The organism is Amycolatopsis sp. CA-128772 (genome assembly GCF_002904295.1).
Taxonomy (GTDB): domain Bacteria; phylum Actinomycetota; class Actinomycetes; order Mycobacteriales; family Pseudonocardiaceae; genus Amycolatopsis.
In genome coordinates this window covers 104,893-127,317 of record NZ_PPHG01000074.1, presented here as the reverse complement: position 1 = coordinate 127,317, position 22,425 = coordinate 104,893, and the positions used below count along the sequence as shown (strand labels likewise).

Genomic DNA, 22,425 nt, shown 5'->3' with positions numbered 1-22,425 from the left:
GGCCGGCGCCGGGTCAGTCGCGGGAGCGGCGGCCGCGGGAGTCCGATACCTCGGCGCCGTGGCCGTTGCGGCCGTGGCCGTTGCGGCGGCCCGTGTCCTCGGAGCCCAGCTGCTTGACCAGGGCCGCCGCGCTGGCCGTGCCCGCCTGGTGCTCGGCGAGGGCGCGGGCGAGGAGGTCCGCCAGGCCCGCGTCCGGGGGCGGCTCGTCCTCGGCGATGGCGCGGGCGTAGCTCTCCGGGAAGGGGGCCGTGGCCGGGGTCCAGTGGCCGAAGTCCTCCATCGGCTCCAGGGACGGCGGCATCCGCAGGCGCGGGAGCCAGGGCTCGGCTTCGTCGCGGTAGTCCGGCACGGACGGTGGCTCGTTCTCCGGCCGCGGTGGCGGCGCCAGCTCCGGCTCGGGCCGGGCCGGTTCCGGGGTGCGGGGGCTTTCGGCGTCCTCCGCCCGGCGGCGGCCGCCGCCGGCTCCCCCGGCCGCGGAAATGCCCAGCCGGTCCAGGACCGACCGTGCGGCCACCGAGCCGTGTTCGGCATCGTGACGCGTCGACGGCTGCGGCTCCCGCGGCCGTTCGTACGGCTCCCGCTCGGCAGCAGGCGGCGGCGCAAGCGGCAGAGCGGGCGTGATGCGCGTGGGCGCCGACTCCCGCTCGGCGGCGGTCTCCCGCAGCCGAGCTTCGGCCAGGGCCGCCCAGGAGAACTTGGTTTTCCCGCTGTCGCCACTCGGCACCGGCTCGGGACGTTCTTCAGGCGCCGCGACGGGCTCAGGCCGGTACTCCGGCTCCCTCGCCGCACGCACCTCGGCGGGTTCCGACCGAACCTCAAGCTCCCGCGCCCCGGTCCGCTGCTCCGGCCGCGACTCCGGCGCCGCTCGATACTGCGGTTCCCTCGCCGCACGCACCTCGGCCGGCTCGGACCGGAACTCCGGCTCCCGAACCGACCCAGCCACCTCAGCCCGCCGCCCGACCACCGGCCGCGACTCGAACTCCGGCTCCCGAACCGACCCAGCCACCTCAGCCCGCCGCTCCACCGCCGCACGCACCTCGGCCGGCTCGGACCGGTACCCTGGCTCAGCAACCTCCGGCCGCGCCTGCGACGGCCGCCGCTCCGCCGCCGGTTCCGGGCGCACGCGGGGCCCGGCCTCGTCCCGGATCGCCGGCATCAACGTCGTCTCGGCCACGTCGGCCGTCACGCGGGGGCGTTCGAACGACCACGCCGGGCGCGCCGGGGGCTCCTCGCGGCCGAACGACCGGACGGGCTCCGCGGGCACCGCCGCGACCGGCCGCGACGGCACCGCCTTCAGCACCTCGTCCAGGTCGATCGACGCCGGTTCCCCGGTGCCGAACTCGCCCGCCAGCACGCTGCACGCCTGCCGCCGGGCGCGGGCGTGCAGCTGCTCCGCCGCGCGCGATCGGTACAGGCACGCGATGGCCTCCTCCGCCTGGCCGAACCGCTCCTGCAGCTGCGCCAGCTCCAGCCACAGCCGGGCGGTGACCGCCGGCAGCCCGTGCCGGTCCGTGCTCGCCACCGCTTCGCGGACCTGCTCGATCGCCGCTTCGCCCGCGCCCGCCGGCAGGTGGACGCGGGTCGCGACCGCCAAGCGCAGCCAGCCCATCGGGGCGACGCCCGCCGCGCGGACCGGCTCGGCCAGCACCGGCTCGGCTATCTCGTACGCCATTTCCGTGTCGCCGCGGTCGAGGAGCGTGCTGACCAGCAGCAGCACCAGGCGGATGCGGACCAGGCCGCCGTCGTCGGCCGGGTTGTCGAGCTTCTCCAGGAAGCCCAAGCCGGTCCGGGCCGCGTCGGCCGCCGCCGTCAGGTCGCCGTGGCGGCGGCGGTGGGCCGCCGTGCCGACGCGCAGCAGCGCGCGCACCAGCAGCTGGGTGTCGGCGCCCAGCGACTCGTCGCCAACGACCAGCTTGTCCGCCTCCACGAGCACGCGGTCGAGCTCCGACTTGCGCCCGAGCTGGCCCAGGCAGCCCACCAGGTGGCACCACGCGGCCGCGCGGTGCACCGGCGAGACCACCGGATCGGTCAGCACCGGCCGCAGCGCGGCGAGGCCGGTCAGCGGCACGCCCAGGCTGCGGGCGCAGACGGCGAGGTCGATGCGCAGCCGCGCCGCGATGTCGCCGTAGCCCGCGTGCTCGGCCGCGCGCAACGCCGCGACCGCGCGCCCGACCGTGGCCGGCCGCTCGCCGAGCCGGACGCGTGCGGACACGACCAGGCTCTCGGCCCGGATCCACTGCTCGTCGGCGCTCGCGGCCTCGGCCAACGCGGCCGCGCGCTCGCCGAGGACCAGCGCGAGCTCGGGCGCCCGCAGGTGCAGGGCGTCCGCCCGCTCGATCAGCCGGCCGACTGCGGAGAGGGTTCCCCCGGCATTGGCGGAGCGCCCGCCCTCCACTCGGCCCGCCGACGTAGTTCCTCCCGCGGAGGCGGCGTTCGACGGAACCGGGCCCGTCCGGTGCGCTTTGCTGGCTTCCACGGGGAAACCCGCCCCCTCAGTCGCGGGTCAGCTTGCGGTGGGTGACACGGTGCGGGCGGGCAGCCTCGGCGCCCATCCGCTCCACCTTGTTCTTCTCGTACCCTTCGAAGTTGCCCTCGAACCAGAACCACTGGGCGGGGTTCTCGTCGGTGCCTTCCCAGGCCAGGATGTGCGTCGCGACCCGGTCGAGGAACCACCGGTCGTGCGAAATCACGACGGCGCAGCCGGGGAACTGCTCCAGCGCGTTCTCCAGCGAGCCCAGCGTCTCGACGTCCAGGTCGTTCGTCGGCTCGTCGAGCAGGATCAGGTTCCCGCCCTGCTTGAGCGTCAGCGCCAGGTTGAGCCGGTTGCGCTCACCACCGGAGAGCACACCCGCCGGCTTCTGCTGGTCCGGGCCCTTGAAGCCGAACGCGCTGACGTACGCGCGCGACGGCATTTCGGTCTGCCCGACGTGGATGTAGTCCAGCTCGTCGGAGACGACCTGCCACACGGTCTTCTTGGGGTCGATCCCGCCGCGGTTCTGGTCCACATAGGACAGCTTGACCGTCTCGCCGATCTTGACCTCGCCGGCGTCCGGCTCCTCGAGCCCGACGATGGTCTTGAACAGCGTGGTCTTGCCGACACCGTTCGGGCCGATCACGCCGACGATGCCGTTGCGCGGCAGGTCGAACGACAGGCCGTCGATGAGGACCCGGCCGTCGAAGCCCTTCTGCAGCTTCTCGACCTCGACCACGACGTTGCCCAGCCGCGGGCCCGGCGGGATCTGGATCTCTTCGAAGTCCAGCTTGCGGTGCTTGTCCGCCTCCGCCGCCATCTCCTCGTAGCGGTCGAGGCGCGACCGGGACTTCGTCTGCCGGGCCTTGGCGTTGGACCGCACCCACTCGAGCTCGGTCTTCAGGCGCTTCGCGAGCTTCTGGTCCTTCTTTCCCTGGACTTCGAGGCGCTCGCGCTTCTTCTCCAGGTACGTCGAGTAGTTGCCCTCGTAACCGACGACGCGGCCGCGGTCGATCTCCATGATCCACTGGGCCACGTTGTCGAGGAAGTACCGGTCGTGGGTGACGGCGAGGACGGCACCGGCGTAGCGGGAGAGGAACTGCTCCAGCCACAGGACACTTTCGGCGTCCAGGTGGTTGGTGGGCTCGTCGAGCAGCAGCAGGTCCGGCGCCGACAGCAGCAGCTTGCACAGCGCGACCCGGCGGCGCTCACCACCGGAAAGGTGGGAGACGCCTTCGTCCGGCGGCGGGCAGCGGAGCGCGTCCATGGCCTGCTCGACGGTCGAGTCGAGCTCCCAGGCGTCGGCGTGGTCCAGCTCCTCCTGGAGCTGCCCCATCTCCTCCATCAGCTCTTCGGTGTACTCGGTCTCCATGAGCTTGAGGACCTCGTTGTACCGGTCGAGCTTGACCTTGACCTCGCCGAGGCCCTCCTCGACGTTCTGCCGGACCGTCTTCTCCTCGTTGAGCTCCGGCTCCTGCATGAGGATGCCGACGGAGGCGCCAGGCTGGAGGAACGCTTCGCCGTTGCTGGCCTGCTCGATCCCCGCCATGATCTTGAGAACGGTGGACTTACCGGCACCGTTCGGCCCGACCACGCCGATCTTGGCGCCGGGGTAGAACGCGGTGCTGACGTCGTCGAGGATGACCTTGTCCCCGACGGTCTTGCGCACCTTCTTCATGGTGTAGATGAACTCGGCCATACCCACGATCGTAGAGCGCACGTGATCGCGGCCTGACGCCGGTCACCACCGGACTACCGAAAGTCAGCCCGGGATCACGGCGAGAGTACCGAAACGGCCCTTTTCCCGGCACCCGGACGGCGGCTCAACCTCAACTGGAACCCGAGGGTCGGTTGCCGTCGGCGAGGTTCTTCAGCATCGCGTTGTAGGCGTTCAGCTCTTCGTCGCCGGTGACCGCTTCGCGCCGGTCACGCCGCTTCGCCTCACGCTCGTCCTGGCGCGACCACTGCACCAGCAGCGCGATCAGCACCAGCAGCACCGGCACCTCGCCCGCGGCCCAGGCGATGCCCCCGCCGAGCCGCTGGTCGGTGAGCAGGTCGGGGACCCACGGCAGGTGCAGCTGGCTGTAGAACGCCTGGCCGATGACCGTCTGCTTGCTCATCAGGATCACGCCGAAGAACGCGTGGAACGGCATCGCGGCGAACATCATCCCGAGCCGGCCGAGGTACGGGATCCGGCGCGGCGCCGGGTCCACGCCGATCACCGGCCAGTAGAAGACGTACCCGGCGAGCAGGAAGTGGCCGTTCATCACCAGGTGCGCCCAGTGGTAGGGCAGCGCGTTGTCGAACAGGCCGGAGAAGTACAGCGCGTAGAACGACCCGACGAACAGCAGCAGCGCGACCACGGGGTGGGTCAGGAACCGCGACACCGGGGAGTGCACGAAGGCGACAAGCCACTCGCGGGGTCCCGGCGGGTTGTCCCGGCCCGCGGCCGGCAGCGCGCGCAGCGCCAGCGTCACCGGCCCGCCGAGGACGAACAGCACCGGCGCCACCATCGACAGCAGCATGTGGTTGCCCATGTGCACGCTGAACATCGCGGGCGCGTACCGGCCGACCCCGGACGACGTCGCGATCAGCAGCACCACGCAGCCGGCGATCCAGACCACCGTGCGGCCCACCGGCCAGGTGTCGCCCCGCTGCAGCAGCCGCCGCACCCCGGCCAGGTACAGACCGCCGAGCACCAGCGCCAGGGTGCCGTAGACGAGGTCGAAGCGGGTGTCGAAGAGCAGCCGCAACGCCGTCGGCGCGCCGTCGAGGTCGTAGCCGATCAGCAGCTCGGTGGTCGAGGGCTGGGTGATCGCGTCGGCCGGTGGCGGCGTCCTGGCCAGCCCGGAGGCGATGCCGATGGTGACGAACATGATCAGGATCTCGACCGCGGCCAGGCGCAGCAGCTGGGCGCCGCCCTTGCCGTCCACGAGGTTCGCGACACCCTTTTCGCGCTGCTGGTGGCCGAACACCCCGAGCAGCAGCAGTGCGACCGTCTTGGCCACGACGAGCAGGCCGTAGTCGGTGGTGAACAGGTCGTTCAGGCCGATCCGGACCAGCGCGTTGACCGCGCCGGACAGGGCCATCACGATCCAGCAGACCAGCGCCAGCTTCGAGAACCGCTGCGCGGCCAGGCTCAGGTGGGTCCCGCGGCGGTAGCCCAGCGCCAGCAGCGCGACCAGCCCGCCGACCCACAGCGCCGCGGCGACCAGGTGAAACAGCAGGCTGTTGGTGGCGACGTCGTGCGAGCCGCCGCTGGCCGAGTGCCCGGTGACCGCGACCGGGACCAGCCCGCCGACGGCCAGGAAGAACAGCACCGCCGTCCAGCCCCAGGACAGCGCGAGCCGGCAGCCGAGCGCGACCAGGATCGCGATCAGCGCCGTCCACAGCCACGCCTTCGGCTGTTCGATGGCGCCGACGAGGTCGAGCAGCGTCTGCGGGTCCAGGACGTCGCCGAAGGGTTTCCCGGCGGTGTCGGCGGCGGTGAAGGCGACCGAAAGCAGGGCCGCGCCGAACCACACCCAGGCGGCGATCCCGGCCGCGCGCAGGGCGCCGTAGCCGTCGGGCCCGAGCGTCCCGGACTTCTGCGGCGGCACCAGGAAGGCGGCCAGCAGCAGGGAGCCGACGCAGACCACCGACGCGGCTTCGGACAGCACGCGCATGACGGTGATGCCGTACTTGGTGACCAGGCCCGGATCGGGCAGGCCGGCGATGGCGTAGCCGGCCCCGCCGGTCAGCGCGATCAGGCCGATCGCGACCACCGCGGCCAGCAGCACCCCGACCGAGAGCAGGGGCAGCACGCTCGCCCGGCGCTGCGTGGGGACGTCGGGTTTCGTCACGGGCTCGCTGGACACGCCCCTGAGGGTATGCCCCGCCCCCGTCACGCCCGCGTGACGGGCAGGATGGCGCCGTGAAGATGATCCTGCTGCGGCACGCCGAGTCGCTCGGCAACGTCGACGAACTCGCCTACACGCGGATCCCCGACCACGCGCTGCCGCTGACCGGGCGAGGACGGCAGGAGGCCGCCGCGGTGGCGCCGGAGATCACCCGGCTGCTCGACGGCGCGCGGCCCGCGGTGTACGTCAGCCCGTACCTGCGCACGCGGGAGACGTTGCGGCTGCTGGACATCGGGGCTTCGTGCGAGCGGCTGGTCCAGGAGCCGCGGCTGCGCGAACAGGACTGGGGCAACCTGCAGGACCCGGCCGAGCAGGAGATCCAGAAGGCGCGGCGGCACGAGTTCGGGCACTTCTTCTACCGGCTGCCGTTCGGCGAGTCGGGCGCGGACGTCGACGACCGCATCGCGGCGTTCCTGTCGGACCTGCGCCAGCGCGACGAAGCTCACCCCGAGACGGTGCTGATCGTCTCGCACGGGCTTACGCTGCGGCTGCTGTGCCGCCGGCTCTTCGGCTGGAGCATCGAGCTGTTCGAGTCCCTGTCCAACCCGGCGACCTGCGAGTACCGCGTCCTCGAGGAGGCTGGCGGCAAGTGGGCGCTGGATCGCCCGTTCGCCCAGTGGCGGGACTCACCCGACGGGGAAACGCAGCTCTAGCGGCGCGGTCAGCACCACGCGGGTGCCCTGGCCGGGCGCCGAGTCGATGCGTGCGGCGCCGTCGACCTCGGCCAGCCGCGCGTGGATCGAGTTCTCGATGCCGAAGCCGGCGCGGCGGGCGCCGAGGTCGAAGCCCTTCCCGTGGTCGCGCACGGACACCGTGACGGCGCCTTCGCGGGCTTCGAGACACACGACGGCCTTCGCGGTGCTCGCGTGCTTCAAGGTGTTTCGCAGCGCTTCGCGTGTTGCGTCGTGAAGGGCGTTGACGACTGCTTCGGGGACGTCGGTCGGCTTCGCGAGCACGACGAGGTCGACGCGGAGTCCTTCGGCCGTCATCTCGACGGCCAGCGCGCCGAGGCGGTGTTCGAGCCCGCCCGGCTCGGCGGGCGCGTCGCCGTCGAGGCTCAGCCGCAGGCGCAACGCGTGCGCACGGGCCGTGCGCCGGACCTGGTCGAGGCTGCCCCGCGGATCGAGCGTGTCCCCGGGGGCCGGCAGCGCGAGGGACTCCATCACCTGCAGCACGGTGTCGTGGACGTCCCGGCGGTGCCGCTCCCGCTCGGCGGCCCGGCCGCGCTGTTCGCCGAGCCCGAGCGCGAACCGCATCGCGCCGGCGACGAGCAGCACGATCGCCAGCGCCGTCACGGCCGCCGCGACCAGGGCGAGCAGGATCCACGTCGCGGGGGCGGACGTGCCCGACACCGCGGCCATGCCGAACCGCAGGAGCAGCGCGCCGGCGATCGCGACCGCCCCGGCGGGCGCGCCGCGCAGCAGGGTCCAGACCATGACCGTGCCCATGATGTTCGGCCAGGCCAGGGTCAGCAGCTCGGGCGACCGGGCCGCGAACACGGCCGCCGCGATGCAGGTGACGAGCGTGTACGTGGTGTCGGCGGCCAGCACGGGCCGGATTCCCGTCGCCCGGCGGAAGACCCAGGCCACTTCGAGGAGGTTCGGGACCAGGTAGAGGGCGATCGCGAGGGAGAGCACCGGCGCGCTCAGCGGGCCGCCGGACCACACCGCCTGCAGGAACAGCGCGAGCCGGAACGCGACCGGCACCAGCACGAGCCGCGGCACGGCGTCGTGCACGAGCGTGAGTCCCGTCCCGCCGAACCGCCCGCTCCGGCCGGCGAGCGCCCCCGCGCCGCCGAGCAGCACAACCCTCACGACGTCCTCCCCGGACCAAGGCCCCTACCTTGATCAGCCGACCTGAAATTGAAACGTCGCCGTATTCATTTCAGTTTACCGACGGGGATCAGCTTGCCTCGCGCACCGGGAGACTGTCAACGCCCGGCCCGTGGCGGAAACGCCGCTCGGGGCACGGATTTCGTGCCCGGAACGGCTACCGGCCGATCATCGCGTCCGCTTCTTCCCGCTGCCGCGACCGCCGGGCGGCGACGGCGGCGGGCAGGATCAGCGCCGCGACGAGCGCGGCGAAGCCGAACGCAACGCTGTAGCCGGCCACCTGCGCGATGCCGCCGACGATCGGCGGGCCGCCGAGGAACCCGGTGTAGGCGATAGCCGTGACGAAGCCGATCTCGCGCTCGCCGCCGGTGCCGTCGCCGCGCTTGCCCGCGTCCCCGGCGAGGCTGAGGGCGAGCGGGAACGACGCCGCGAGGCCGGCGCCGGCGAGGGCGAAGCCGAGGTAGCCCGCGGCGGCGACCGGGATCGCGGCCGCGGCGAGCAGGCCGGCCGCGGCCAGCGTGGCGCCCGCGGCGAGGCAACGGGTCGGGCCGAACCGGCGTTGCGCCCACGGCCCGGCCAGCCGGGCCAGCGCCATGACCAGCTGGAACCCGGCGAACGCCAGGGCCGCCGCACCCTGGCCGACGCCGCGTTCGACGGTCATCAGCAGGGCGGCCCAGTCGGAGGAGGCGCCTTCGGCGATGGCCGAGCACAGCGCGACCGCGGCGAGCAGCCAGAGCACCGGACGGCGGATCGGCGGACGGCTGGGCGTCACGACGGGTGCTTCGGCGTGCTCGGGACAGCTGCCCGGGACCGCGCGGACGACCAGCAGCAGGATGGCGATCGCGACGACGGCGGCCACGGTGAGGTGGCGCGCCGGGGACCAGCCGTGGCCGGCGGCGAGGCCCGCGGCGAGCGAACCGGCGAGGGCGCCGAAGCTGAACCCCGCGTGGAACACCGACATGACGGGCTTGCCGAGCCGGCGTTCGACAGCGACGCCGGCGACGTTCATCGCGACGTCGAGCATCCCGACGCTGGCGCCGATCACGAGCAGCGCCCCGGCCAGCAGCGGGACGGTGGGCGCGAAGCCGATCAGCACCAGCGAACCGGCGGCCAGCGCGGTGCTGCCGGCGACGACCGCCCGGGCGCCCGCCCGCTCGATCAGCCGACCGGAGACCGAGGCGGCGGCGAGCATCCCGGCGCTGGCCCCGAGCAGGGCCAGGCCGAAAACGCCGGGTGAGGCGTGCACCTGCGCGGACAGCGCGGGCGTTCTCGACGCCCACGAGCCCAGCGCGAGGCCGTTGAGCGCGAACACGGTGAAGACGGCGGTCCGGTCCGGCATGGTCTCCAGCGTGACTGAAGCGCTTCAGAATGTCCACGGATAGACTGCGCGGATGACCCGGCGCCGCCGTCCCACGCTCGACGACGTCGCCGGCGCCGCCGGCGTCTCGCGGGCCACCGCCTCGAACGCCTACAACCGGCCTGACCAGCTGTCCGCGCGGCTGCGCGACGAGGTCCTGCGGGTGGCGGCCGAGCTGGGCTACGCCGGTCCGGACCCCACCGCGCGCAGCCTGGCGACCAGCCGCACGGGCGCGATCGCGGTGCTGCTGGACACGTCGCTGTCGACGGCGTTCTCCGACCCGGCGCTGTCTTTGACGCTCGACGCACTGGCCCGCGTGGTCGACCCGCGGGGGCACGCGCTGCTGCTCCTGCCGGGCGGCGTTTCCGGCGGCCCGGCGCCCGACCGGGTGCGCACGGCGCAGGCCGACATCGTGGTCGCGTATTCGCTGCCCGACGGCGTGGCGGCGCTGGATTCGGTGCGGACGCGCGGGCTGCCGCTGGTGGTGATCGACCAGCCGCTGGTGCCGGGCGCGGCGCGGATCGGCTGCCAGGACCGGCTGGGGGCGGCGCTGGCCGCGCGGCACCTGCGGGAGCTGGGGCACCGGCGGTTCGGGATCTTCGTCGCGCACAGCCACGTGCGGCCTGGTGGGGGTCCGCTGAGCGTGGCGGAGGCCGCGGGGGCCGCGTTTCGCGATACGCGGGAGCGGCTGGCGGGTTATCTGGGCGAGCTGGAGGCGTGCGACGTCGTGCTGCACGAGGCTGCGGGGTTGAGCGCGGAGAGTGCGCTGGAGGGGGCGTTTGCGCTGCTCGGGGCGTCGCCTCGGCCGACCGCGGTGCTGTGCATGTCCGATCAGCTTGCGCTCGCGGTGCTCGCGGCGGCCCGGGAGCTGGGGATCGGGGTGCCGGGAGAGGTTTCGGTGGCCGGGTTCGATGACAGCCCGCCGGCTTCTTGGTCGTCGCCGCCGTTGACCAGTGTGCGGCAGGATCTAGCGGCCAAGGGGCGGATTGCCGGGGAGCTGGTGCTGTCGTTGCTGGATGGTGGTTCGGAGTCGGGTTCGAATCCTGCTGCGGGTTCGGCTGCGGGTTCGGGCTCGGGCTCGGGCTCGGGCTCGGGCTCGGGCTCGGGCTCGGGCTCGGGCTCGGCTTCGGCGGAGGTGCCGGTTTCGCTGGTGGTGCGCGGGAGCACGGGGCCCGCCTAACACCGTCCCCGCCCCCGCGCAAGACCCCGATCGCGGACCTGTGGACAACCATTCCCGCCCGGCCCGGTTGTCCACAGAATGGAAATTGCGGGCTGACAGATCCCCCACCACCCGCCAATCTGGAATCACACGTTCACCGCGGCCCGCAAGAGCCGCGATTCCGGAGGGGAAATCCACCATGTCCGCACGTCGTCTTCGTTCCCGCCTGCCGCACATCGTGGTCCTGGCCATGATCGGGCTGCTGACCAGCGTCGGAGCCGCGCACGCCGGCACCGATCCCGGGTGCCGCAAGGGCGAGTTCTGCCTGTGGCCGTCCGACGGTTACGCGGGGCAGATCCTGCGTTTCGACCTGCGTTCGGCCAATCCCGAAGAATGCCTGCCACTGCCGCAGGGATTCGACGGGTCGTCGTTCGCGAATCTGATGACCCGCGATGTCACGGTGTACCAGGACGAGGAATGTTCGACCGAGGGGGATTTCGTCACCTACCCGGGTGGCGGCACGTATGTGCCGGACGCATCCTTCCTCGTCCGCGGCATCCAGATCTGGGACTGAGCCCATGACCCGGGCCCGCCCGCCGTCCGCTCCAGGAGCAGAGCCGGCTCGCGGCGACGGCCGGGCCCGACCGGGGCCGCTCCCCCGCAGCGGCCCCACCCCGTGGGCGCGCCTCAGCGGCGGGGCGCGCCCACGGGCCCCGGAGGACCGGTCCGGGGCCTGCGCGCCCGAGGGCCCGCTCCGCAGCCAGGCGCGCCCACGGGGCCCGAAGGACTGCTCTGCTGATCCCTGAGCGCCGGTCTGCGGGCGTGGATGCGTCGCCGGGAGGTTTTTCCCGCACCTGCGGTACGCGGCTCGCCTGCGGGCTCGTGCGGGCTTCGGGTGGCCACCACGAGCGTTCCCGCCGGCCGGAGCGTCCCTCCCCGGACGATTCCGGGCAGCCAGGCTCACCACCCACTGCGGCGGGCGGGTGCGGCTGCGGACTCGAGTCGGCTTCGACCGGCCGCCACGTCTCCGTCGCCGGAAGCGTCCTGACCACGGACGATCCCGGGCGGCCGCGCGGAGGCGGAACCGCCACCGAATGCGGCGGGAAGGCAGCAGCTGCGGGCTCGTGAGGGCTTCCGGCGGCCGCCGGAAGCGTTCCCGCCGGCAAGAACGTCCTGATCACGGTCAATTCCCGGCAGCCACGCAGAGCCGAACCCGCCACCGATGCGGCGGGGAAGGCAGCAGCTGCGGGTCGCAGGGGCTCAAGCGGCCGCCACGGGTTCCACCGGCGGAAGCCTCTGACCAGGGACGATTTCGGCAGCCACGCAGAGGCGAACCTCCCACCCGATGCGGCGGGGCAGGCAGCGGCGCGCGGACGCCCATGGCGCTGCCTGCCCGGCCGCAGGTCGCGGGCGAGCAGGGTTCTGGCTGGACCGAGCAAGAGCCTTCTGACGGTCAGGTTACAGGTTCCGGCCGCCGGGAGAAGCCCACTCGGTCACGCTCAGGAGTTTCCCGGACACAGGAGGAGGTGCACCCCCGTCTTCGCGAATTACGTCGAACGCGACCTGAAACGATTCGCCGGTGTCGAACGATCGAGTGGATGGCGACGACTAAGCTGCCAGTGCCGGGTCACCGGTAGCGGCCGTCGGCGCGGGCCCTCGTAGCTCAGCTGGATAGAGCAAGAGCCTTCTAATCTCTAGGTCGCAGGTTCGAGTCCTGCCGGGGGCGCCACCAGGGAAGACGCCGTGCGCACCAGCGCACGGCGCACCCCGGGCCAGTGATCGGCCCCACCGCTTTTCGCCCGCGGCCGTGGTCCCACTGTGGACGGTCTCGTTTCTCTTCGTTCCGGCCGCCGGACTCCGGAAGGCGCACCGCGTAAGCGCCCAGGTGGCCCAACGGTTCCCGAAAGAGTTCTTCCCGAGACAACCTTGTTATCGGGCCGATCGGCCCATCCCCGCGCCACACGATCGAGTGAAGCCATCTCTCACAGGAGCCCCAGGTGAACCACGAACTCCCCGGCGGCCGCCACCGCCGGCGAAGGCAGAACACCCTCACCCGCGCAACGCTGGACGAAGCCCGCCGCGCAGGTCTGGTCCAACGCCACCTGACCAAGCTCAGGTACCTGGCCGACCGCGCCCGCCCGGCCCCCGAACCCCCACCCCGAGCACCGGAGGCGCCGGAAAAGGCCCCGCCCTCCACATCGGACGCGGCCTGAGGCACGCCCGGACCGGGACGGCGAGCCCCACGCCGCCCCGCCCCTGCCGGCACGCCCGCCCCGGCGTGCCGGCAGGCCAGGCCCCGGGACCGGACCACCAAGCCCGGCGGTCCATTCCGGCTGGGTCGATGGTCTGCCGGTACGGGCATCAGGCGGACCACCACGAACCCCGAACCGATTCCCCGCAACCGCACAGAGTCCGCCACCTACCCCACCGGCGGCCGGCTCGCGCCGAGGCGGCACAACACCTGGCCGAGGCGGCACAACCACCTGGCCGAGGCGGCACAACCACCTGTAGGCCGGATCCACCACCTCAGCACCCACCGACTCGCCACAGCACGCGCCGGGACCCACCAGCACGGCGCGCAGCCGAAAAAGCACAGCCACGAACGCCTCAAACCACCAGCGCGGCAGGCACCTGCGCGGCAGACACCTGCGGCCAACCCAGCCCTAGGCGCCTGTCCGGGGACACGTGCACCGAAGTGAACGGGCCCGTGTGGCCACCGAGCGAGTTCGGCAACCCGACCCCACAGCAAGGCACCCCGGTCAGGCTGCGCGCAGCCCGCCATCCGCGACCGTCCCCGCGGCTCGCGCCGCCAGGAGACCCTCGCCGTGCAGCCAGCGGATCGTGTCCGCCAGTGTCTCGCTCATCTCCCTGCCCCCGGGCCCGTCCGCCACCCTCGCCGCGCACGCGCACGTGTACATCGCGCCGTACTCCGCCGGGATGTGCCATGGCCACGCGCGCTGGAGCCAGCCCGTCAGCACTCCCAGGGGCAGCATGGCCCGCGCCGGCAGGTACACCGCCGGCAGGGCTCGGCCCGTCACCTCGCGCAGCGTTCTCACGAACTCGCGGGTGCTCACGTACCGGCCCGGGGCGAAATGGCGGTTTCCCGGCGGGCCTGTCCCCGTGATCAACGCGGCGTGGAGGGCCGCCGTGTCGCGGACGTCGCCCATCGGGAGGCCTCCCGTCGGCCATACCGGCATCAAGCCTCGCAACGTGTTGCGCAGCCTTGTCACCTGGTCGCCCAGCTTCGGGTCGTGGGGGCCCAGCAAGGCCGGGGGGTACGTGATCGTCAGCGGTACGCCCGCCGCCTGGTGGGTACGGGCCACCGACTCCGCTGCCGCCTTGGCCGCCAAGTACGGCTCGCGGGGTTGGCCCACCGGGCTGTTCCCGTCCAACGGGGCGCGGGAGGGTACCAGCGCCCCGAAGCTGGACACGTACACGATGCGGCCCATTCCCGCTCTGCGGGCCGTTTCCAGAACCAGCTCGGTGCCCGCCACATTCGTTCGGGACAGCTCGGCGTGGGCGCGGCTGTCGAACGAATACACCGATGCCGCGTGCAGGAGGGCATCCGTTCCGCGGACCAGGCGGTCCACTCCGAAGCGGTCGAGGATGTTGCCCGTCACCACGTCCACCGCCGCCGGGTCCACGCCCAGGGGGGCCAATGCACCCTCCACTGTGGACTCGTCGCGGACCAGGAGGCGGACGCGGTGGCCGGCTCTCAGGAGGGCGGCCGCCGAGTGGGCGCCCACGTATCCCGTTCCGCCCGTGATGCTGACCAACATCGGGACCTCCAGGCGACGAACGCCGGCCGCCGCCCGCGGGGGCGGGTGGCGGCCGGGGGCTGGACCGGATCTAGATGTACAGGGTGTTCGGCTCGAGGCCGCACAGGACGCGGCCGTACAGCTCGAAGTTCGTGTTCGGGTGCATCAGCGCGTGCTGGTTGACCGTCAGGATGTCACGGTTGATGCGCTGGATCGGGATTCCCTTGTAGATGGACGTCCCGCCGCTCGCGTTGGCGAGGATGCCGATGGCCTCCTTGGCCAGCTGGATCACGCTGCCCACGTCGGCGCGGGTGCGGGCGCGCTCCTCGAGCTTCCACTCCGTGCCCTCTTCGCACTTGCGGTCGACCAGGTTGCCCGCGCGCCAGGCGTGGAACGCGGCCTGGTCCGTCTTCAGGGCCGCCTCGGCCACCTGGAAGTGCGTGATCGGGGCGTCGCGCTGACTGTCGTAATTCGTATACGTGATCTTGCGGTCGGGCAGGCGGTCGAGGAAGACGTCCATCGCTCCGCGGGCCATGCCGACGATCGCGCCCGTCGAAGACGCCGCCGCGACCGGCATCAGCGGGGCGCGGTAGATCGGGGAGTTCGCGTTGCGCTTGGACGCGCTCTGGCCGGACAGGACCACCGGGAGCGGCAGCACGCGCTCCTGCGGGACGAACAGGTCCTTCGCGAACGTGCTGATGCTGCCCGTGCCGCGCAGGCCCGAGGTGTCCCAGTCGTCCATGACCAGCAGGTCCGACAGCGGGACCAGGGCCATCACCGGGTACGGCTCGCCGTCCGGCGGGACCAGGATCGCGATGATCTCCTGCCACTGCGCGTGGTGGGCGCCGCTGATGAAGCCCCACTTGCCGTTCACCGTGATGCCGCCGTCGACCGGCGTCGCCATCGCCGACGGGCTCAGGGTGCCGCAGATGCGGGTGTCCGGGGTGGCGAACACCTCCTCCTGGACCTCGTCCGGGAACTGGCACGCCATCCAGGTCGGGATCCAGTACACCGACGCGACCCAGGCGGTCGACGGGCAGCCGCGGCCCAGCTCGGTCGCGACCTCGGTGAGCGTCGTGGTGTCCGCTTCGTAGCCGCCGAAGTGCTTGGGACGCCGGAGCTTGAAGACGCCGGCGTCGGCCAGCGCCTCGATGGTCTCTTCGGGCAGGCGGCGGTTTTCCTCGGCCCACGGCGACTGTTTGCGCAGGGACGGGATGAGTTCCGACACCTTGCGCACGATTTCCTCGCGCGTCGGGATCGTCGTGGCCAAGATATCCTCCAAGGGGAACGGACGAAAAGCGCGAGGCGTCCACGGACATTCCGGGTTCGAGACTGCCCCCGGCAGCCCGCGTCGCGCATCTCCTCCTTTGCGGCCGGGGCCGCCGTTCCCGCGGGTGGGGCAACCACCGCATTCCCAAGGATGTGAGCCCGGAACGCCGGTGTGATGCTCGGTGCCGAGCGAAGTTCGCCGAAGGGGTGACAGGCATGCCAGCTGACGACGCCGGTGCTCACATGGCCGGGCAGACCCGGCCGCTGACCGGGGCCGAGTACATCGAAAGCCTGCGCGACGACCGGGAAATCTACCTCTACGGTGACCGGGTCAAGGACGTGACCCAGCACCCCGCGTTCCACAACCCGGTGCGGATGACGGCCCGGCTCTACGACGCGCTGCACGACCCGCAGTACCGCGACGTCCTGACCACGGCCACCGACGCCGGCGGCCCCGGCGGGTACACGCACCGCTTCTACACCACGCCGCACAGCGTCGACGACCTCGTCGCCGACCAGCAGGCCATCGCCCAGTGGGCGCGGCTGAGCTACGGCTGGATGGGCCGCTCGCCCGACTACAAGGCGTCGTTCCTCGGGACCCTCGGCGCGAACGCCGACTTCTACAACCCCTTCTCCACCAACGCGAAGCGCTGGTACAAGGAGTCGCAGGAGAAGGTCCTGTACTGGAACCACGCGATCGTGCACCCGCCGGTGGACCGCGACCGGCCGCCGGACGAGGTCGCCGACGTCTTCGTGCACGTCGAGCGGGAAACCGACAGCGGCGTGATCGTCTCCGGGGCGAAGGTCGTGGCGACCGGGTCCGCGCTGACCCACTACAACTTCATCGCCCACTACGGGCTGCCGATCAAGGACCGCAAGTTCGCCATCGTCGCCACCGTGCCGATGAACGCCCGCGGGATGAAGCTGATCTGCCGGCAGTCCTACACGGCCGCGTCCGCGCTGACCGGCAGCCCGTTCGACTACCCGCTCTCCTCGCGGCTCGACGAGAACGACACCATCCTCGTCCTCGACAAGGTCCTGATCCCGTGGGAAAACGTCTTCATCTACGGGGACGTCGCCAAGGTCGGCATGTTCACCGGGCACTCCGGCTTCATCGAGCGGTTCACCTTCCACGGCTGCACCCGGCTCGCGGTGAAGTTCGAATTCCTCGCCGGCCTGCTGGCCAAGGCGCTCGAACTCACCGGGGTCAGCGACTTCCGCGGCGTGCAGACACGCCTGGGCGAGGTCCTCGCGTGGCGCAACCTGTTCTGGGGACTGTCCGACGCGGCCGCGCGCAACCCGGTGAAGTGGCGGAACGGGGCGGTGCTGCCGAACCCGCGTTACGGCCTGGCCTACCGGTGGTTCTCGCAGCTCGGTTACGCGCGGCTGCGCGAGATCGCGCTGCAGGACGTCGCCAGCGGGCTCATCTACCTGAACTCCAGCGCGAAGGACTTCCAGAACCCGGAGATCCGGCCGTACCTGGACAAGTACCTGCGCGGCTCGCACGGCGTCGCGTCGGTCGAGCGGGTCAAGGTGATGAAGCTGCTGTGGGACGCGATCGGCACCGAGTTCGGCGGCCGGCACGACCTGTACGAACGCAACTACGCGGGCAACCACGAAAACACCCGGATGGAACTGCTGTTCGGCCAGATGGCCGACGGCCAGCTGGACTCGTACAAGGCCCTCGTCGACCAGTGCATGAGCGAGTACGACCTCGACGGCTGGCAGGTGCCGGACCTCGCCTCGTTCGAGGAGCTGGGGGCCGCGGGCCGCGACCTGCTGAGCTGACCGCGCGCACCGCCGGTGCGAACCAGACGTACCCGAGCACCGATGTTCGGCGAGTTCACGGAAGGAAGACCACGATGACTGTTTCGGAACCGGCGCCCCGAGGCGCCCCCTTGTCGACGAACCAGCACTTCCTGTGCATGTTCGACAAAGGGCCGGACCAGGGGGTGTTCGGGCCACGGCACATCGTGGCCTCCGGCTGGCGGATCACCGGCCCGGTCGACTCCGAAGCCCTGCGGGCCGCGCTGGGCGACCTCGTCGTCCGGCACGAGTCGTTGCGCACCAGCATCATCCGCGACGTCGAGCCGCCGTACCAGCAGGTGCACCCGCCCTCGACGCCGGAGCTCACCGAGCACGAGCTGACCGGCGCCGGCGCCGGCGCCGAGGAGCGGGAGACCGCCGCGCACGAATTCCTCAACCGGATCGAGGCCGGCCGGTGCCCGAGCACCGAGCAGCCGCTGATCCGGGCCGCGCTCGGCCGGTTCGACGACCAGGACGCCGTCCTGGTCCTCTACGCCCACCACACGGTGAGCGACAGCTGGTCCCTGCAGATCGTCATCCGCGACCTGGCGCAGCTGTACGCGGCGCGCCGCGGCGCGGGCGAGGCCGACCTGCCCGAGATGGCGCAGTACCGGGAATACGCCGAGTGGCAGCAGGAGTACCTGACCAGCGCGCCGGTCGCCAAGGCCCGGGCGTACTGGCGTGACAAGCTGGCCGGCGCGCAGTTCGCGTCGCTGCCGACCGACCGGACGCGCACGGACGCCACCGGCGTGTACTCGGTGCACCGCTTCCTCATCGACCGCGAGATCACCTCGGCGACGCAGTCGGTCGCGAAGCAGCTGCGCAGCTCGCCGTTCATGGTGCTGCTCGCCGCGTTCAACCTGCTGACCCACGAAATCAGCGGGGCGACCGACCTGACCGTGCCGACCATCACCTCGGGCCGCAGCAACCCCACGTTCGCCGAGACCGTCGGGCCGTTCTTCAACTTCATGCCGCTGCGCACGGACCTCTCGACCTGCCGCACCTTCCGGGAGCTGGTCACGAAGACCCGCGGCACCTGCCTCGAGATGTACTCCTACGAGGTCCCGTTCGGCGAGATCGTCGCCGAGGCGCCGGCGGTCGTCGCCCCGTTCGGCGACCTCACCCAGGCGGTCCAGGCGTTCCAGTGCTTCCAGTTCCCGGTCGGGGCCGAGGGTGCGCCGGTCGGGGACATCCGGATCGCCGAACTGCGCCGCCGGCTGCTGTCCGACCCGGACACCTCCGACATCCCCGACGGCGTCGTGTGGGCCCTGGACATCGACCCGGAAGGCGACATCGTCGGCAGCGTCCGGTTCAACAGCAACGACTTCGACGCCGCGACGCTGGAGGGCCTGGTGACCAGGTACATCGAGCTGCTGCGGGTCGCCGTCGCCGACATGGACGCGCCGTTCGGCACGCAGCTCGCCGCGTAGTCACGGCAACCGAAAATCCCGTCCGGCGGATCGCCGGACGGGATTTTCGGTTGCTGCGGTGGGTCAGCCGGCCTGCAGGGCCTCCGGCGTCACCGGCGGGTAGGCCAGGCACGCCTCGTTGTACCGGTCGAGACGGGCCTGGGCGCGCTCGGTCGCCGTCCGCAGCCGCTCGGCCGGGTCCGCCCCGGAGAGCAGGATGTCGTGGATCGCCGAGGTCAGCTCTTCGTTGATCCCGTTGATGTCCCCGAGCAGCGCGCCGGTCGCCGCCGGCGTCCGGTCCGAGGCCATGACCTGCTCCGCCGCGACGCGGAAGCCGGGCTCGCGGTCCGCCCAGCCGTCGGCCACGACCTGCTCGTACGCCGGCTGCATCACCGGCAGGGAGCCGGCGTACAGCCGCCGCACCGAGTGGTCGGCGTTGAGCAGGTGCTGGGTGAAGGCGAGCGCGCCGTCTTCCTTTTCGGCAGGCAGGCCCGCCTTGAGGAACATCGACTGGCCGCCGAGGCTCCGGCCGGCGTACGGCGCTTCCTCGTTGCGCGGCAGCGCACCCGTCGTGAGCTCGAACCCGGCCTTGCCGGCCAGGTCCGTCAGGAACGGCCCGGTCGCCGACGACGTGATCACGAACGCGGTCCGCTGCTGCGTGAACGCCTCCATGGCGCCCCAGAAGTCCCGCGGCTCACCGGTGTAGAGGTAGTGGCCGTCCGCGTGCATGCGCTGCCACCACTTGGCGTAGGCGACGATCTCGGGCGAATCGAGGGTCACCCGGGTCGACCGGCCGGTCCGGCCGTTGCCGCTGTTGCCGAGCAGCCCGCCCTGGGCGGCCAGCTCCATCTGGATCAGCCAGCCGTGGTTGGGCCAGGCGATCCCGTGCGCCGGGCCGTCCGGGAGCGCGGTGACGGCGGCGCACGCGTCCGCGAGCTCCCGCCAGGTCGACGGCAGCCGGTCGATCCCCGCGCGGCTCAGGAGGTCGCGGTTGGCGAACAGGATCGCGGTCGACACCATCGTCGGCATCGACACCAGCTCGCCGCCGCGGCTGTAGTAGTCCCGCACGACGGGCACGATGTCGTCGACGACCACCGGCTCGCCGAGGATCTTCGTGCGGTCCCCGATCGCCTGCGCGATGGGCACGAACAGCGGGGAGCCGTCGGCGGCGCGCGTGTCGAGCGCCACCTGGCCGGCCGGGAAGTAGTACTCGGCGATGTCCGGCGGGTTCCCCTCCGCCACCGCCTCGGCGACGGCGGCCGGGAGATCGCGGTAGCCGATCTCCCGGATCCGGATCCGGTAGCCGGGGTGCGCCCGCTCGAACGTCTCGGCCGCCGCCTTGACCGGAGCGTTGAAGTCCGGGATCGGGTGGTCGGTGAGCCAGACGTCGAGCGTCGTCGTTCCGGCCGGGGCAGCAGCGTCCGACACGGCATCCTCCAAGGGGGTCAGTGCGTACTGGTCTGGGCGGCGACGAACTCGGCGACGCGGCGCGGGCGCAGGTCGACCCAGTGCTCCCGGACGTAGTCCAGGCACTCCTCGCGGCGGGCCGGCCCGTGCGCGACGGTCCAGCCGGCCGGCACCTCGGCGAAGCCCGGCCACAGGGAGTGCTGGTCCTCTTCGTTGCGCAGGACGGTGTAGTGGGCGTCCGGCTCTTCGAACGGGTTGCTCATCGGCTCTTCTCCTCCCGGGTCAGGCCGCGGCCGCGGCCGCTTCGCCCTCGATGTGCTTGGCCAGCCCGGCCACGGTGGGGACGTCGAAGAGCACGTTGATCAGCAGGTCGACGTCGAGGTCGGTGCGGATCCGGCTGAGCAGCCGCATCGCCTGCAGCGACTGGCCGCCGAGGTCGAAGAAGCTGTCGTGGATGCCGACCTCGCCCACCTCCAGCACCGAGCCGAAGATCGCGCACAGCTTCTCCTGCAACGGCGTTTCCGGCGGCTGGTAGGCCGAGCTGCTGTCGAAGTCGGGCTCCGGCATCGCCTTGCGGTCGAGCTTCCCGTTGGCGGTCAGCGGAAGCGACGGCAGCTGGACGAACGCGGCCGGGACCATGTAGTCGGGCAGCGTCCCCCGCACGTGCTCACGCAGGCCCGCGATGTCCAGGTCACCGGACTCCGGCACGACGTAGGCGACCAGGCGCTTCTCCCCCGACTCGAGTTCGCGCACCACCACGACGACCTGGGCGAGCCCGGGGTAGCCGGTCAGCGCCGCCTCGACCTCGGCCAGCTCGATCCGGAAGCCGAGGATCTTCACCTGGCTGCTGGCCCGGCCGATGAACTCGATCAGGCCGTCGTCGTCGCGGCGGGCCAGGTCACCGGTCCGGTACATCCGCGCGCCCGGCTCGCCGTACGGGTCCGCGACGAACTGCTCCGCGGTCAGGTCGGTGCGGCCGAAGTAGCCCCGCGCCACCCCGCGGCCGGCGATGTAGATCTCGCCTTCGATGCCCGGCGGCACCGGCGACAGCCGGTCGTCGAGGATGTGGATCTTGACGTCGTCGAACCCCTCGCCCACCGGCACCAGCTTGCCCGGGCGGTAGGTCGCGGACAGCGGGTTGTGCGCGGAGAACAGGGACGTCTCCGTGACGCCGTACATCGCCCGGATGACGATGTCCGGGCAGACGTCGAACACCTTGCGCACCGCGCCCGGCGAGATCACGTCGCCGCCGGTCAGGATCTCCTGCACGCCGGTGAACATCTCCGGCGACTCTTCGGCGAGCACGCGGAAGAGCCCGGCGGTCAGGTGGATCCCGGTGATCTCCTTCTCGGTGATCAGCCGGCGCAGCGTCGCCGGCTCCAGGTGCCCGGCCGGGGCGAGGACGACCTCGCCGCCGTGCAGCAGCGGCATCCAGAGCTCGTAGGTCGACACGTTGAACGCGTACGGCGCCACCATCAGCACCCGGGCGTGCCGCTCGACCGTCCACTGGGGGTTGAAGATCAGCCGCACGACGTCCCGCTGCGTCACCGCGACGCCCTTGGGGTGGCCGGTGGAGCCCGACGTGTGGATCACGTAGGCCAGCTGGTCCGGGTGGATGGGCACGGCGGGATCGGTGCCGGGCTGCTCGAGGGTGGCCGGGTCGTCGTCGACGACCACGGTGGGCACCCCGGTGGGCAGCCCGCCCGCGCGCTGGGCGGTGTCGGCAAGCAGCACCGCCACCTCGGCGTGGTCGACGACCCACTGCCGGCGCTCGGGCGGGTAGTCCTCGTGCACCGGGACGTAGCAGGCCCCCGACTTCACCGTCGCGAGGATGGCCACGACCAGGTCGATCGACCGCTCCAGCAGCACGGCCACGCGGTCGTCCTGGCGCACGCCGAGGCCGATCAGCCGGTGGGCGAGCCGGTTGGCCCGCTCGTCCAGCTCCCGGTAGGTCAGCCGCTCCGCCTCGGTGGACACCGCCACCGCGTCCGGCGTCCGCGCGACCTGGCCGGCGAACCGCTCGGAGATCACAAACGTTTCCATTTCCGCGCTTCCCATC

16 protein-coding genes and 1 tRNA gene are annotated in these 22,425 nt (G+C 72.1%); 7 read left to right on the top strand and 10 right to left on the bottom strand.

Annotated features, from left to right (window positions below; all coding sequences use genetic code 11):
• Nucleotides 1-13 precede the first annotated feature (13 nt).
• From C2L59_RS28655 to C2L59_RS28645, 3 genes are all read right to left on the bottom strand, one after another.
• Nucleotides 14-2,476: a hypothetical protein gene (locus C2L59_RS28655; RefSeq protein WP_370444789.1), complete on the bottom strand. Its 2,463-nt coding sequence runs from the start codon at nucleotides 2,474-2,476 to the stop codon at nucleotides 14-16.
• A 16-nt stretch (nucleotides 2,477-2,492) separates the two neighbouring features.
• The gene (ettA, locus tag C2L59_RS28650; protein ID WP_103352630.1) at nucleotides 2,493-4,169 is read right to left on the bottom strand and encodes an energy-dependent translational throttle protein EttA; all 1,677 of its coding nucleotides are present in this window, start codon (nucleotides 4,167-4,169) and stop codon (nucleotides 2,493-2,495) included.
• Between the two features lie 130 nt (nucleotides 4,170-4,299).
• Nucleotides 4,300-6,327 carry a cytochrome c oxidase assembly protein gene (locus C2L59_RS28645; protein WP_199199294.1) on the bottom strand — a complete coding sequence of 676 codons (2,028 nt, stop codon included), beginning with the start codon at nucleotides 6,325-6,327 and terminating at the stop codon, nucleotides 4,300-4,302.
• 56 nt (nucleotides 6,328-6,383) lie between these two features.
• On the opposite strand from C2L59_RS28645, the gene C2L59_RS28640 reads away from it, so the two are divergent.
• Nucleotides 6,384-7,022, top strand: coding sequence for a histidine phosphatase family protein (locus C2L59_RS28640; protein ID WP_103352628.1), 639 nt, complete (start codon nucleotides 6,384-6,386; stop codon nucleotides 7,020-7,022).
• Here the strand turns inward: C2L59_RS28640 and C2L59_RS28635 are convergent.
• Together C2L59_RS28635 and C2L59_RS28630 are read right to left on the bottom strand one after the other, a co-directional pair.
• Nucleotides 6,996-8,174 (bottom strand): ATP-binding protein, encoded by a 1,179-nt coding sequence (locus tag C2L59_RS28635; RefSeq protein WP_199199298.1) that lies wholly within the window; start codon nucleotides 8,172-8,174, stop codon nucleotides 6,996-6,998. The genes C2L59_RS28640 and C2L59_RS28635 overlap by 27 nt on opposite strands.
• 184 nt (nucleotides 8,175-8,358) lie before the next feature.
• Nucleotides 8,359-9,540 (bottom strand): MFS transporter, encoded by a 1,182-nt coding sequence (locus C2L59_RS28630; RefSeq protein ID WP_103352627.1) that lies wholly within the window; start codon nucleotides 9,538-9,540, stop codon nucleotides 8,359-8,361.
• Nucleotides 9,541-9,592: 52 nt separating this feature from the next.
• Here C2L59_RS28630 and C2L59_RS28625 point away from each other — a divergent pair, with 52 nt between their 5' ends.
• The 4 genes from C2L59_RS28625 to C2L59_RS47190 all read left to right on the top strand — a co-directional run bounded on the left by C2L59_RS28625 (nucleotide 9,593) and on the right by C2L59_RS47190 (nucleotide 12,930).
• Complete coding sequence (locus C2L59_RS28625) at nucleotides 9,593-10,738, top strand: LacI family DNA-binding transcriptional regulator (protein WP_233223749.1); 1,146 nt, start codon at nucleotides 9,593-9,595, stop codon at nucleotides 10,736-10,738.
• Between the two features lie 178 nt (nucleotides 10,739-10,916).
• On the top strand, nucleotides 10,917-11,291 hold the full coding sequence (locus C2L59_RS28615; RefSeq protein ID WP_103352626.1) for a peptidase inhibitor family I36 protein: 375 nt from the start codon (nucleotides 10,917-10,919) through the stop codon (nucleotides 11,289-11,291).
• 1,078 nt (nucleotides 11,292-12,369) lie between these two features.
• A tRNA-Arg gene (locus C2L59_RS28610) sits at nucleotides 12,370-12,446 on the top strand.
• A 268-nt stretch (nucleotides 12,447-12,714) separates the two neighbouring features.
• The gene (locus tag C2L59_RS47190; RefSeq protein ID WP_146060451.1) at nucleotides 12,715-12,930 is read left to right on the top strand and encodes a hypothetical protein; all 216 of its coding nucleotides are present in this window, start codon (nucleotides 12,715-12,717) and stop codon (nucleotides 12,928-12,930) included.
• A gap of 546 nt (nucleotides 12,931-13,476) precedes the next feature.
• Here the strand turns inward: C2L59_RS47190 and C2L59_RS28605 are convergent.
• Entirely contained in the window at nucleotides 13,477-14,496 is a 1,020-nt protein-coding gene (locus tag C2L59_RS28605; protein ID WP_103352625.1) for an NAD-dependent epimerase/dehydratase family protein, read from the bottom strand.
• Nucleotides 14,497-14,566: 70 nt separating this feature from the next.
• A complete protein-coding gene (locus tag C2L59_RS28600) occupies nucleotides 14,567-15,745 on the bottom strand; it encodes an acyl-CoA dehydrogenase family protein (protein WP_370444788.1) in 1,179 nt (392 codons plus the stop codon).
• A gap of 215 nt (nucleotides 15,746-15,960) precedes the next feature.
• Here C2L59_RS28600 and C2L59_RS28595 point away from each other — a divergent pair, with 215 nt between their 5' ends.
• Nucleotides 15,961-17,532 carry a 4-hydroxyphenylacetate 3-hydroxylase family protein gene (locus C2L59_RS28595; RefSeq protein WP_233223748.1) on the top strand — a complete coding sequence of 524 codons (1,572 nt, stop codon included), beginning with the start codon at nucleotides 15,961-15,963 and terminating at the stop codon, nucleotides 17,530-17,532.
• Nucleotides 17,533-17,606: 74 nt separating this feature from the next.
• The gene (locus C2L59_RS28590; RefSeq protein WP_103352623.1) at nucleotides 17,607-18,980 is read left to right on the top strand and encodes a condensation domain-containing protein; all 1,374 of its coding nucleotides are present in this window, start codon (nucleotides 17,607-17,609) and stop codon (nucleotides 18,978-18,980) included.
• Nucleotides 18,981-19,043: 63 nt separating this feature from the next.
• Here C2L59_RS28590 and C2L59_RS28585 read toward each other — a convergent pair whose 3' ends face one another.
• The 3 genes from C2L59_RS28585 to C2L59_RS28575 are packed head-to-tail and all read right to left on the bottom strand — an operon-like array spanning nucleotide 19,044 to nucleotide 22,409.
• Complete coding sequence (locus C2L59_RS28585; RefSeq protein WP_103352622.1) at nucleotides 19,044-20,387, bottom strand: ABC transporter substrate-binding protein; 1,344 nt, start codon at nucleotides 20,385-20,387, stop codon at nucleotides 19,044-19,046.
• A gap of 17 nt (nucleotides 20,388-20,404) precedes the next feature.
• Complete coding sequence (locus C2L59_RS28580) at nucleotides 20,405-20,629, bottom strand: MbtH family protein (RefSeq protein WP_103352621.1); 225 nt, start codon at nucleotides 20,627-20,629, stop codon at nucleotides 20,405-20,407.
• A 19-nt stretch (nucleotides 20,630-20,648) separates the two neighbouring features.
• On the bottom strand, nucleotides 20,649-22,409 hold the full coding sequence (locus C2L59_RS28575) for an amino acid adenylation domain-containing protein (protein WP_103352620.1): 1,761 nt from the start codon (nucleotides 22,407-22,409) through the stop codon (nucleotides 20,649-20,651).
• Nucleotides 22,410-22,425 lie beyond the last annotated feature (16 nt).